Source organism: Shewanella sp. 0m-8, from assembly GCF_052977265.1.
This window is the reverse complement of the sequence record NZ_JBRIMB010000004.1, coordinates 92,262-105,107: the sequence shown is the minus strand read 5'-3', so window position 1 is coordinate 105,107 and position 12,846 is coordinate 92,262. Positions and strand designations below refer to the sequence as shown.

The 12,846-nt window shown below is 42.9% G+C and carries 13 protein-coding genes; 7 read left to right on the top strand and 6 right to left on the bottom strand.

The genetic code is table 11. The features are described from left to right. Positions 1 to 212: 212 nt before the first annotated feature. Complete coding sequence (locus tag ACVBIO_RS03290) at positions 213 to 1,688, top strand: HDOD domain-containing protein (protein WP_447168900.1); 1,476 nt, start codon at positions 213 to 215, stop codon at positions 1,686 to 1,688. A 182-nt stretch (positions 1,689 to 1,870) separates the two neighbouring features. Here the strand turns inward: ACVBIO_RS03290 and ACVBIO_RS03285 are convergent, their stop codons facing one another. The 4 genes from ACVBIO_RS03285 to ACVBIO_RS03270 all read right to left on the bottom strand — a co-directional run bounded on the left by ACVBIO_RS03285 (position 1,871) and on the right by ACVBIO_RS03270 (position 4,595). Beyond that, the gene (locus ACVBIO_RS03285; protein WP_447161176.1) at positions 1,871 to 2,356 is read right to left on the bottom strand and encodes a nuclear transport factor 2 family protein; all 486 of its coding nucleotides are present in this window, start codon (positions 2,354 to 2,356) and stop codon (positions 1,871 to 1,873) included. Positions 2,357 to 2,408: 52 nt separating this feature from the next. Beyond that, a complete protein-coding gene (locus ACVBIO_RS03280) occupies positions 2,409 to 3,233 on the bottom strand; it encodes a M90 family metallopeptidase (protein WP_447161177.1) in 825 nt (274 codons plus the stop codon). Positions 3,234 to 3,448: 215 nt separating this feature from the next. Beyond that, positions 3,449 to 3,892, bottom strand: coding sequence for a CopG family transcriptional regulator (locus ACVBIO_RS03275; RefSeq protein ID WP_447161178.1), 444 nt, complete (start codon positions 3,890 to 3,892; stop codon positions 3,449 to 3,451). Then, positions 3,852 to 4,595, bottom strand: a complete 744-nt coding sequence (locus ACVBIO_RS03270) for an AAA family ATPase (protein WP_447161179.1) — start codon at positions 4,593 to 4,595, stop codon at positions 3,852 to 3,854. Before ACVBIO_RS03270 ends, ACVBIO_RS03275 begins: the two co-directional genes overlap by 41 nt. 593 nt (positions 4,596 to 5,188) lie before the next feature. Here ACVBIO_RS03270 and ACVBIO_RS03265 point away from each other — a divergent pair. The 3 genes from ACVBIO_RS03265 (at position 5,189) to ACVBIO_RS03255 (ending at position 6,566) form a co-directional block, all read left to right on the top strand. Then, positions 5,189 to 5,422: a DUF3820 family protein gene (locus ACVBIO_RS03265; RefSeq protein ID WP_447161180.1), complete on the top strand. Its 234-nt coding sequence runs from the start codon at positions 5,189 to 5,191 to the stop codon at positions 5,420 to 5,422. Positions 5,423 to 5,597: 175 nt separating this feature from the next. Further along, on the top strand, positions 5,598 to 5,900 hold the full coding sequence (locus ACVBIO_RS03260) for an NrfJ (protein ID WP_447161181.1): 303 nt from the start codon (positions 5,598 to 5,600) through the stop codon (positions 5,898 to 5,900). A gap of 165 nt (positions 5,901 to 6,065) precedes the next feature. After that, entirely contained in the window at positions 6,066 to 6,566 is a 501-nt protein-coding gene (locus ACVBIO_RS03255) for a GNAT family N-acetyltransferase (protein WP_447161182.1), read from the top strand. A 99-nt stretch (positions 6,567 to 6,665) separates the two neighbouring features. On the opposite strand, the gene ACVBIO_RS03250 is transcribed toward ACVBIO_RS03255, so the two are convergent. Next, positions 6,666 to 8,453 (bottom strand): bifunctional metallophosphatase/5'-nucleotidase, encoded by a 1,788-nt coding sequence (locus tag ACVBIO_RS03250; RefSeq protein ID WP_447161183.1) that lies wholly within the window; start codon positions 8,451 to 8,453, stop codon positions 6,666 to 6,668. A gap of 199 nt (positions 8,454 to 8,652) precedes the next feature. Continuing rightward, a complete protein-coding gene (locus ACVBIO_RS03245) occupies positions 8,653 to 9,726 on the bottom strand; it encodes a CNNM domain-containing protein (RefSeq protein WP_447163830.1) in 1,074 nt (357 codons plus the stop codon). A gap of 159 nt (positions 9,727 to 9,885) precedes the next feature. On the opposite strand from ACVBIO_RS03245, the gene ACVBIO_RS03240 reads away from it, so the two are divergent. The 3 genes from ACVBIO_RS03240 to ACVBIO_RS03230 are packed head-to-tail and all read left to right on the top strand — an operon-like array spanning position 9,886 to position 12,829. After that, positions 9,886 to 11,007 carry a bifunctional tRNA (adenosine(37)-C2)-methyltransferase TrmG/ribosomal RNA large subunit methyltransferase RlmN gene (locus tag ACVBIO_RS03240; RefSeq protein ID WP_447161185.1) on the top strand — a complete coding sequence of 374 codons (1,122 nt, stop codon included), beginning with the start codon at positions 9,886 to 9,888 and terminating at the stop codon, positions 11,005 to 11,007. Between the two features lie 32 nt (positions 11,008 to 11,039). Continuing rightward, positions 11,040 to 11,828 carry a type IV pilus biogenesis/stability protein PilW gene (pilW, locus tag ACVBIO_RS03235; protein ID WP_447163831.1) on the top strand — a complete coding sequence of 263 codons (789 nt, stop codon included), beginning with the start codon at positions 11,040 to 11,042 and terminating at the stop codon, positions 11,826 to 11,828. Next, complete coding sequence (locus tag ACVBIO_RS03230; protein WP_447171939.1) at positions 11,828 to 12,829, top strand: RodZ domain-containing protein; 1,002 nt, start codon at positions 11,828 to 11,830, stop codon at positions 12,827 to 12,829. Before pilW ends, ACVBIO_RS03230 begins: the two co-directional genes overlap by 1 nt. Positions 12,830 to 12,846: the final 17 nt, after the last annotated feature.

Below are 12,846 nucleotides of genomic sequence, written 5' to 3'. Positions count from 1 at the left end.
ATAGTGTTGTTGGTTAATGAACTGTAAAGGTTTATTGTTAGTGATTAACGTATAGAATGTAGCAATAGCTTTATAGCTGTTGTGTTAAGCGTAGTGATTGTGCATTAGATATTGCGCATAGTCGCAGTGGATAATGTAGAGTTTCAGGGACGAAATCAGAACAATGCATCACTTGCATGGTTGATGGCTAGTCGTCATAAGATGAGAGTAACTTGAAAGCAACTCATAGAGAAAATAGTCGATTTAATGGCGTTGAATATTGGACTAATCGTATTAGTGACCAAGAGATGCCTGCGCTTTGCTCTACGGTGAAAACTCTCGAAAAACTAGCAAAAGACGATGTGTCTTCTTTGTCGATTCTGGGTAAAAGTGTTATGCATGATAATGCATTGACCTCCAGAATTTTGCGAGTAGCAAATAGCGTGACCTACAGTAAAGGGATTAGCCAGGTTACCACTGTTAGTCGTGCCGCTGTGGTACTGGGTTTTGATACGATAAAGAACATCTGTATTACTGCTAAATTACTCAGTAGTTTGTTAGAGGCTGAAGGGCTTACTGAGGGCGTTTACAACAGAATGCTGAAGCTAATGGCACAAGCATTTCAAGCTGCAATGTTAACCAAAATGTTACTCAAAGACTATGATGAAGAGCTGCAAGAGGAGGTTTTTATTGCCTCTTTGCTTTATCACTTAGGAGAAAGTGCTTTTTGGAGTACGGGCTGCGCAGAAACCTTAGTGCTTGATAATAAGCTTAACCATTGTGATTCTATGCAAGAGATGAATAAAGCCACGCGTGAAGTGCTCGGCGCTACTTTTGAGCAATTATCTTTAGGGCTTGCACGGAGCTGGGGCTTAGGTCGTTTACTGATAAAATCACTGAGTCAGCCCGATGAGCGAACTCCAGAAATCCGCAGTATTTTTCTTGCTAATAAGCTAAGCGAAATATTGTGTCAGAGTCAGCCATCGATGGCTGAGCTATCGAATCGATTAAAGCAAACTGCTGATATGTTAGGTCTAGAGCTTGATGAGCTTAAAGGGCGGATCATACGCTGTCATAAGGCGACCAAAAGCATGGCTGATGCTTATGGCGCGCGGATTTTGGTTGAGCACTTACCTGATCCAACTTACTTATCTGGAGAATTAGAACATACTGAGCCAACAGTTGTAATTTATGCGGCTGATGCAAACAGACAGTTGCAGTGTTTGCGTGAATTGACTCAGTGCGCGTTAAATAAACAAGATTTCAATCAAGTACTTTCCATCGCATTAAAAGGGATCTTAACCGGAGTGGGTGTTGATCGCTGCTGTGTGTTGTTGTTAACACCTAACCGAAAAAATTTAGTGCCTAGAATGGTTTATGGTGAAGGCAGTGAACAAATGAAAGCCTCATTTACGATTGCTTTGAACAGTACAAAAAGCGTATTTCAAGATTGTATTTCTTTAAAGAAGGCACTGTATATTGATAATCCAAGATCGCCTAAATGGCGTTTATTTATGGATGGTGACATTTCAGCGATAACGGCAGCAACGGGATTTATGCTCGCTCCTCTTATAATGGACCATACAGCGATAGGTCTGGTCTATGCAGACAGAGACAGTTCTGGTCGGCGTTTATCCCAAGATGATTTTACAAGTTTTAGCCATTTGGTTGATATGGCGAATGTCTGTTTCTCTGCCTCGATTAAATAACGGGGATTAAGTAATAGAGATGAAATAACTCATATGGGAGCTCTTACAGGGAATGTATGTTTTTTAAGTTATTGATATTAAAGGCTTAAAAACCAAATTATGGATTAGGGTTTCAAGTTGATAAAAGCGCTGCTTTGCAGCGCTTTTTCTGTTTTAGCTGGTGTTCGGTTTGTCATCTGTTGCTATTTTTTTGCGGTCTTTATCTGTTGAGTAATCGATTTTGCTATGGCGTTAGGGATAGGGAAACTTAAGTGATACTGAGCTATTTTCCAACCTTTGGTTGTCTTGATTAAGGTTCCGGTTCCACGACTCACGCCGTAAGAGGGGTTAGATAATATTTCGTCAAACCAGATGACATCACCGTGCTGGGTCATCTTTCTACTGGTTAAATCGTAACGCCAGCCTTTTGTTGGCCTGGCATACTGTTCAAACTCGGCCTTATCCCAATGTTCATTGACATCTGTACCGATAAAAATGCCTTTATCATCATAAAGGGCAAAGTAATTATCCCAATCGGCGGTCGCAGAGTATTGGTTTAAGGCATCTAAAACCATGGTTGCTTGTTGCTTATCGCTTTGTGCTGTGTCAATGGCGAGTGCATTGCTTGAAATGGAACTTGAGAGTAACAATAAAATACCTATTGTTTTCGAGGCACTGAGATTGAACATATCTATCCTTGTGATTATGTAGAGTGTTACTGACCTTCACTCTATAACGGTTTTAATTCCAATTGACGGGATCAAGTTGATAAAAGGAACTCAACTCTTGATACAGTGCAGGATGCTGATTGATAAACTCATGGGGTTGTTCGAAAAACACTTCCGTTACAACGGCAAAAAACTCTGCAGGATTCGTTGCGCCATAGTAGCTAAATAATGAAAGTTCACCGTGTACAGAGGCATCGACTAAGGTTTGATACTCTTGCATTAGCACTTTAGACCAAGAAGCGTAGTCTGCAATATTTTTTAACACAGGAGCGCCATTTGCGCGGCCATCTTCTTGATCTAACTGATGGGCAAACTCATGGAACACCACATTACTGCCATCATCAGGCACCGCAGCGTCGTGCTTAGTTGTTTGCCAAGATAATACCACTCGACCATGTTGCCATGATTCACCCGCTAAGACGCGTTTCTGGGCAGAAACGACTCCTGCACCGTGTTGTTGCTGGTTTTCGACAATAAACGCCGAAGGATAAATCAGGATCTCTTTTAACCTCGGATAAAAGTCAGTTTTTCTATTGAGTAATAGTAAGCAAGCTTGTGCGGCCACAGTGACGCGAATGTCATCGTTGATTTTCAGACCGTCGCATCCGACAAAATGCTTTTCAGCGATAAAGACCTGAATGTGTTTTTTAAGTTGTAGTTGCAGATCCGTGGGTAAGACTCTGAAGAACGGAGTACGCCGTTTTAAGATCTCACGCCACTCATGGGGAAAGGGCTGTTGGTTAATCCGCTTGCGTCTTTGACGAGCGCGCCATGGCGCACTAGCAATCCATACAATTGCACTACCACTGATAAGTAAGATAAGAAAAATCGCTAACATAGAATTCCTTTCTATTGAGGTTTGTTTGCTTACTGATGATATATGGCCATAACGAGTAAGATTCAACCAAGCAGTGTTACTGATTCGTTTTATTCGATGATTTTAGACTTGAGATTGAAGGTAAGAATTTTTTGGATTGAAAAATGCTGGCAGCGCAATACTTCAGAATTGTCGGTCTACTGCCAGCTAAGGGAAGGGAGTTATACTGATTGGCATTATTCAACGATAATGCTTTTTTCCTTTTGCTTTCTTTGCTCTGGGCTTAAGTTAAAATGATGTTCAATTAAGAAGCGAATTAACTTTGACTTTGCTACATCGCAATCATCGGCCAGCGTCGCTAAGTGAGCAATGGCTGACTCAGTTAGAGTGAAGGTTGCCTTTCTTACGGGGCTATTTCCCTTCTTTACAGTTAAAACGGCTTCGGCTTGCTGACTAGTGACTAAATTGCTTCTGAACTCAGGCTGAAATCGTGGCTTCTTTCGTTCTAACTCTATGACTTGACTTGAGTTGGTGGCAAGTACTTCTTGGCCAGAAGCGTAACGACTCGCATCGTTAATAAAGTCATCAATTAGATCATCGAGTGCTAGCTGCCTCGTTTGGATCTGCCTATGGGTTGAACTAGACGGCGTAGAGTTTTTCTTGAGATCTGCCAGACCCATAATTACCTCTCATCTTGATCATGTGTTTTTCAGCAAGGCGGTTGCGAATTTCTGTTGCATTATTGACTTGCAGCATTTCACAGGCAATACCTCTAATTTCACCTGCGGCTTTGCCTTTAGGTTCAATTTCGAGCACGGATAGACCTGACTCTTCGCTGTCGTCATAGATATTTCGGCTATAGGTAATCGCATCTAACACATTAATGTCATATGTCTTACATACTTCTTTAGCTTCAAAGATTCGATTGGCTTGGTTAGGCAAGCTTGGGCATTGAGTGATAACAAATGTGGCGCGCATCTTGGGGTTTATCATCATACACGTTGCGACAATATCATCCATGTGGCTGACCGTTTTCAGATCTCGGCGTTTAGGGCGAAGGGGCATCAGTACGTGCGAAGCAACCGACATTGTTGCACGCAATGCTAAATTGTCCTGACCACCACAATCGACTATTACATAATCATAATGTTGCTCTAAGCTAAGAAGATCATTACGAATTTTTCCGTAAAGCTGCACACAGTTGATGCTGGGTAAGTCGGGGTTGTTATTGCGAGCATGGATCCAATCTGATGTCGTACGCTGAGGGTCGCAATCAACCATAATTACTGAGGCTTGGCATTCTGCTGTTAGAAATACAGCGACATTCTGGGCTAGGCAACTTTTACCACTACCACCTTTTTCGCCACCGACGAGTATGATCATATTGTTTTCCTCTTGTACGCGGTTAATGTGTTGTTATTATTTTGAGAATGAAGGTCAGTAACAGTTTGCGTACTGGTGAGGCGGATTTGTTAATGACTGTAATCCATCTCATCTTTCTGTCACCGTAAGCTTAATCTAGGTTGATCTATTTGCTTCGTCAACAGTATGATTTTTTGACGTTTTTTATAGAAATTGGCCGCCGGTGTTTTTTTGACGTTATTGTTGGTTTCGTTGGTTTTTTGGCGCAGGGTTAAAAGTGTTACCGTAAGTGGTTATTTGTTAATTTAATTAGTTGCTTAGCTCGTTTTGGATGGTGTTTAGTCAGTTTGAGTGCATAAGTATCGAGCTATTTTTCAGTGTAAACGGCTCATTAAACGGTTTTGTTATTCCGGTTGGTTATATGGGTAATCCTTTGTATCGCGAAAGGGTATAACAAAGTGTCGATCTGTTTTGTGGTAAATTTACCCAGGGTTCCAGTTGTCGTCTTTATTAGGGCTGTATTTGCCATAAATTTTGATAGAATGTGGCGTTATAACAAGTTTTGATTTAATAATACTTTGATTTAATAATACTTTGAGTTGAGGAGAACGGTGATGGATGAAAAACTTCTGCTTGAAGCCATTACTCAAAAGATGCCTTTTGGTAAATATGCTGGCAGACGCTTACTCGAACTGCCAGAGCCTTACTTAGTGTGGTTTCACTCTAAGGGCTTTCCTGAAGGGAAGTTAGGCCAGCAACTCGCGCTAATGTATGAAGTAAAACTAAATGGGCTTGAAGGTATGCTGCAACCCATATTAGATGAAGCTAAACGCAAGGGTTCTCGTTGAGTGATAAATATACTGTAATTAAAAAAGTTCCGTGGTAGGGATAAAATACTTTGTAATGAGAGTTGGATCTAATAGTTGAGTATTCAATCTCTATAGTTGTGACTAATTAGAGATTTATAACCTATTGCATGCTTTAATAATGATGAATTGATAACTTATTTAAAGGAAATTTCCGATGATAGCTAAACTCGTTAAATTGGCTGCGGCAGCAACGTTAGCACTCGGTATCTCAAGCGCATGGGCACAAGGTGTTATGCATGAGGGAACTGTCGTGGACACCATGAATGGCGGCGGTTATACCTACGTACAGATTAAAGAAGCTGACAAAACTTTTTGGGCAGCAGGTCCACAGATTGAAGTTAAAAAGGGCGACACCGTTGTTGTTCAAGAGCAAATGTGGATGAACGATTTTAGCAGTAAAACGCTAAACCGTACTTTCGATGAGCTGTTGTTTGTTGGCCGTATCGATAAAAAATAATGATTACTCTTTTATCCTTTGAGCTAATAAGGCTCGGATTGAGATAGATTATTTTGCCGTTTTAAATTCCAATGGCGTAGACTGAGTCTACGCCATTTTATTTTGTGTCAAACTACCGCACAATAGCCCTCACGAATTACTCGCGAAACTCTCAGAAAAGACCTAATGCTAAAACTTATCCCTTATCAAAAAGACTATGCTGCCGATGTGTCTATGCTGGTGCATACCGTTATCAATCAGATAAGCGATGCTGTTTACACCGCACAAGAAAGGATGGCTTGGTCGTTTGCGCCGCGTTCGAGTTATCACTGGCACAAGCGCCTGTCGCGATCTAAGACCTGGCTAATGGTTGATGAGCAAAACCAAGCGTCGGGGCATGCTCTGTGTTGTGGTTTTATCAACCTAGAAACTCACTTTAACAGCCGTGGTTACATCGATAGCCTTTATGTGCATCCAGACTATCAAGGGCGCGGTATCGCGAGGCAGCTATATACAGAGTTAGCGCAATGGGCAAGTCAACGTGAGTTTGATGAGTTATCGGTTGATGCTTCTAAACTGTCGAGGCCGCTATTTGAGTCAATGGGTTTTAAAGTGAGACACCGCAGCTATCAAGAAAAACGTGGCGTGGTCATTATGGGTTATTACATGCTTAAAAAATTGACTTAGGCTATGAAGTTAACTTTCTAATTAATCAGTTTTTGTTGGGCAAAGCCGAAAGTTCAGCCCTTGCCCACTCAATTCATACCGCAGTCTAGTAATGGTCGGTTACACCGGTACGAGATTATGGCTCGTGTAGTGAACCTGAGGTTCAAGCGCTTCATTTAAACACTGCGCTTTACTAATAAAGCGAATAAACGCCTCTGGTAGACTTAACCCTTCGATATCCTTTTGCCAATTAGCTTTTAATATTGGATGGTAGCCCTCTTTACCCGATGCAGTATAGGAAGATGAAACGCCAGTGTAATAAGATTCAGGATCAAGAGGTAGCCATAATGGCTGGGCATCTTTCATTTTCAACACTTCAAGCTTAATAATGCGCTGCCCTAATCGCTGTCTGCCATCATAAAAGTATTTTAGGCCATAGGTGTAAGGAAAACTGCCTGCACCAGTGCCTATCACACTGTTATTGGTTGCAGCATTAATCGCGGACTCTAGCATTTCAAATACGTATCGGCCTTGGATCTCGTAAGTGACCAGCGGGATATCAAATGGAAGGATCCGGCCAACGACTTCGGCTAGACTCACATCCCCCTTATCAAGCGATTGACGGACTCCGCCAGCATTGTGCAGTGCAAAGTCGACATTAATATTCAGCTCTCGGGTTTCTTGATACATGCTACGACTGACCCAAGGCGCGATTTCACTGCCATGTGGCAGGGCCTTACTGGGTAAGCGAGTATGGATTAAGTTTCTAGGAACAAAACCCAGAATTTTATTACTCAATGCATCAAGGCTAGGACGATACTTTTTCAAAATTCGAGCTTGAACCTGGCTACATTCATCGTCCCATAATATCAGAGGGTGTGATGCTAATGTTTGTCGTACGTTCAAGTAATCTTGTGGGCTGACATCTGTAGATGCTTGCAGAATAAACTGCCGATCTAGCATGAAGTAATTACCGCCAAGTAGACTGACAACTTTACCATTGGCATCGAAGGTTATGTCGGCAATGCCAATGGTTTCAGCATACTTACCTGCATGCACTATCGCGGTATCATTGACGCGTTCGCCATAAGGCATATTAGATAAGCCAACAGCAGTAAAGTCGCCTTGCAGCGTATGTGAGTGGCCACCAACAATAATGCTAATGCCGTCGACCTCTGCGGCTAACACTCTATCTTGGTCGAGCCCTAAATGGCTTAAAACGATAATGTGGTCAATACCACTGGCTTTTAGTTGAGCCACGCTGCGACGAGTCGTTTCGATAGCGCTTACAAAGTGGGTATCATCATCGGGACGCGCAATTTCGGTCATCTGATCTAAGGTGATACCAATAATTGCGACTTGCTTATCTTGCAATGGCTTTAGTAGCACTTTAGCCGCTTGAGTGAGCGGATCTAAGTCGAGTAGGTTTGGGTGGTTTGCAAGACACGCAGTTTTTTGCTGACACTCTTGGCTAAGGTCCATATTGCCAGCCAATAGCGGGAAGTCGATATCATTGAGAAAGTCGAGTACGGGTTCATTACCCGCATCGATTTCATGATTGCCAAGCACCATGGCGTCAGGTTGCAGCATATTCAATAAATCTGAGTTAGCTTTACCCTTAAACTCATTGAAATAAAGTGTGCCTTGAAAGCTGTCGCCACCGTGTAAAAATAGAAAGCTCTGTTGATTGTCTTTAGCGGCTAACTTGGCTTGCTTGAGCTGATGGGCGATACGGGCGTAGCCACCAGTATGGCTATAAAGCGTCAGCTCTTTTTGTTGCTCATAAATCGTAAATTGAATACGGTTTGCATCGAAATGAGAGTGTGTATCATTGATGTGAGCAAGCTTTAATTGGTACAGCTTTGGTGTAGTCGCTGTAGCTACTGATATAGATAGGGACGTTGTCATCTTATTCCTCTGGACCAAACGAGGATTATAGCATGATGAGTATAAATAATGACAAGGAGATTCTTTCGCCGCGTAGCAAGCGAAGAAGTCAGAAGTTGATATTGGAGTTGGGTGATGACGCTTATGATCCCCTGCCGAAATTGAGACATTAAAAAAGGGAGCTAAACTCCCTTTTTATCATTCAATTAGCTAAGTTTAGCTATTTTTTTTGTTCTTGTTCGAAATCGCCATCATCGGATAAAACGATACCCTTATCTTTCATGCGGCGGCTCCACAATTTACGAGCAAATTGCTGCATGTCTGCCACAGGGTCATTCGAATCAACAATCTCAAGCCCAAGTAGCGATTCAACGATATCTTCTAAGGTTACAATACCTTCGTTAGAACCGTATTCATCAACAACCATTGCAATCTTGGTATTGCGCTTAATCATTAGCTCAAAAAGAGGCAGAATTTTAGCCGTCTCGGGGATCACTAATAAGTTCTTCTTAAGCACAGCGATAGACTCTTTTGGAGTTGAGCGCTCAGCCAGCAAGATGTCGTTTCGATTAACATAGCCGATAATATTATCAGGCTCATGTTCATACACAGGAATTCGAGTAAAAGGCTTTGCCATAAATCGCTTGGCAAACTCATCTTGGCTCAAGTCGGTCGGTAGTCTAAACATTACCGTTCTTGGCGTCATGATAGCGGTTACTGGCATCTCTTTAACCGATAGCATTTGAGTCAAAATTTTAGACTCTTGCTCATCAAGTTCTCCTGATGCACGACCAATTTCAGCCATTGCACTCATCTCTTGACGAATATATTGACCTTCGTCGCCTTTGCCCATCAGCTTAGTTACCTGATTAGACATCCAGATTAGAGGCAAAGTACTACGCTCCATCCAAACTAATGCTATAGATACAGTAGGAGCTAATGAGCGCCAGTAGTTTGCACCTAAGGTTTTAGGGATGATCTCTGAGAAGAAGAGAATTAAGAAGGTAAGAACACCAGAAAATACGCCAAGCATCTCATCGCCAAATACCTTAGCAGCTTGCGCACCAGCAACAGCAGCACCAACGGTGTGTGCGATAGTGTTTAGCGTAAGGATGGAAACAAGAGGAGATTCAACGTTCTCTTTTTGTTTACGTAACCGACTAGCTGCACCAGGGTTGGTTTTAGTTAGTGTGGCTATGTAACTCGGCGTGACAGAAAGCAATACAGCTTCAAACACACTACAAAGAAAAGAGACGGTAATCGCGACAAATATTATAATGATAAGGGTTATCATAAAGGTGAAATTACACCTCCAAATGGCAGACCAAAAGTAGTCTGGGCGGATTCTAGCATAGGTTTTTAACTTTGGTGATAGCCTGCTGGCTAATATTTGTTAAGATCTGTATAATTCGCCGCCCGCAAGCAGGTTTTAGGTTTTTTGAGGTTAGACAAAATGAGTGAAAAGAAGATCAATTTATTGGATCTTGATCGTAAAGCATTAAGAGCGCTATTTACCGAAATGGGTGAAAAGCCATTCCGTGCTGATCAATTGATGAAATGGATTTATCATTTTGGCGTCAGTGACTTCGAAGAAATGACAAACATTAACAAGGTGTTGCGAGCAAAGCTTGCCGCCAAGTGTGAGATTGTGGCACCAGAGATTTCAAGCTATCAAAAATCAGCAGACGGTACGATTAAGTTTGCAATTAATGTTGGTGATGGCCAAGAAGTTGAAACGGTTTATATCCCTGAAGATGATCGTGCAACTTTGTGCGTATCGTCACAAGTTGGTTGTGCACTTGAATGTACTTTCTGCTCAACCGCGCAGCAAGGCTTTAACCGTAACCTGACCGTGTCAGAAATCGTTGGCCAAATTTGGCGTGTGGCCGACTTTATCGGTTTTGTTAAAGATACCGGTGAACGTCCTATTACTAACGTCGTAATGATGGGAATGGGTGAGCCATTACTTAATCTTAAGAACGTGATCCCAGCAATGGATATCATGCTTGATGATTTTGGTTTCAGCCTATCTAAGCGCCGTGTAACGTTATCAACGTCAGGGGTTGTTCCTGCACTGGATAAACTGGGTGATGCGTTAGACGTCGCATTGGCAGTGAGTATCCACGCACCGAATGATGAGCTTCGTGATGTGTTAGTTCCTGTAAACAAAAAATATCCACTGGAAGAGTTCTTAGCGGGAATTCGCCGTTATATTGCTAAATCAAATGCTAACCGCGGCCGCGTGACCGTTGAGTATGTGATGCTAGATCATATCAATGACAGCACAGATCAAGCGCATGAATTAGCTAAGTTGATGAAGGACACGCCTTGTAAGGTTAACTTAATTCCGTTTAACCCATATCCAGGTTCACCCTATGGTCGTTCATCTAACTCTCGCATCGACAGATTCTCTAAAGTGTTGATGGAGTACGGGCTGACAGTAATTGTGCGCAAGACCCGTGGTGATGATATCGATGCCGCATGCGGTCAGCTAGCAGGTGATATTCGTGATAGAACAAAGCGTTTAGCAAAAAAACGCATGCAAGAGAGCCAGATTTCAGTCACAATGAACTAACTCTTTGTATCTACTGGTAGATGGGCGTAACAATGAATCAGAGTAAGGTGGTGTTACCACTGGTATTAATATTGTCATCTATGATGACAACGGGGTGTATTACCCAAGATACCTATGCAGGGACTGATATCCCTGTCTCTGAACGAAAAGTCGATAAGGTTTCCGCTGCTCGTCAGCGTATACAACTTGGCTTAACCTATCTACAAAAAGGCAATAGTGAGCAAGCCAAAGCCAACCTCGATCGTGCGTTGGCTTTTGCACCTGACTTAGAAGAAGTTCATATTGCCTTCGCCTATTACTATCAGTCAGTAGGCGAACTCGAAAAAACAGAGCAAGCATACAGGCTAGCGATTCGCACGAGTGATGCAACAGGCGACGCTTTCAATAACTTCGGTGCATTTTTGTGTCAGCAGGGTAAATATGCTGAGTCAGAGAAAATGTTCTTAGAAGCGGTTGCCCAACCTCTGTATACTCGCTCTGCATCGACCTATGAAAATTTAGGTATTTGCAGCCGCAAGGCGGGTCAAATTAGCCAAGCGAAAAAATATTTTGCCATGGCACTTAAGTATGATCCTAGACGGCGCACTTCCCTTATCGAGCTCACCGAGATCGATTTAGGAGAGGGTCAGTTAATTGAGGCTAGAGAGCAGTTGTCTCGTTACCATAGGGTAGCGGCAGAGTCTGCAACCAGTCTGGCGCTAGGGATTGAAATTGAACAAGGTTTGAATGACGAAGGTGCGGTAAGACGGTTCGGTATTTTATTACTGGCAAAGTTTCCGCAGTCTATTCAGGCCAAAGAATATCGGGCTAGTATGCATTAATGAAAAATGAACAGAATCAAGAGCCCAATGTAGACAATGAAAGCCTAGTGGATGAGCCGACGCTCACACTGGGCGTTTTGCTAAAAACAGCCCGAGAAAATAAGGGGCTGTCGATAGAGGCTATCGCATCACAATTGCATTTGCGGCCTATTATCGTGAAACAGATTGAGGCTGATAATTTACAAGAGGTGGGTGCAGCAACCTACGTCCGTGGTTATGTTAAAAACTACGCTCGTGCCGTGCAAGCCGATCCCTTTATCGTACAGCAATGCTTAGATAAGCAGCTTGAAAGTGATGAAAAGCCGTCTATGCAGAGCTTTTCTCGCAAGACGACACGCCAGGCTCGTGATGGCCGCTTGATGGCACTCACCTATATTATTGTATTTGTGTTACTTGGGCTGATGGTACTGTGGTGGTTTCAAAAGTCCTCTATGGATGCTGCAGTAGATTATTCTCAGCCAACTGCTGAAGAGGTTGCCGCTTCAGCTGAAGTCGACCTTGTTAGCCCTATTGATGTCGTGTTAGTCGATGACAGCGACACTGGAATTGAGCAAATAGCACTCTCGGACGCAGATTCATCGGCAAGCGCTGAACAAAATGCGTCTACAGCGGACTCTAGTGCCCAGCCAGAAGCAGCATCGATACCAAACACTCAGATACAAACCGCTCCACTATCTGCTACGCAGGAAACGGAGTTGGCTCTGGCAGAGCCAATCGCTCAAGCGTCAACAGAAAGTGAGAATAACGCCTTAAGTTCGACACTTACGTTAACGTTAACCGGTGACTGCTGGATAAAAGTCGCCGATGCCAATGGTAACGTTTTGGTTAGCGATCTTAAAAAATCGGGCAGCGAACTTATTCTTAAAGGGGCTGAGCCATTTTCGGTAACGTTAGGCGCTCCGCAAGTAGTCAATATCCAACTTAATGGCAAAGCGATTAGTTTGGAGCAGTATCCTGGCGGTAAGGTGGCGAGAATGACATTGCCACACGCTGGACAATAACAGATCACAGAGCACAC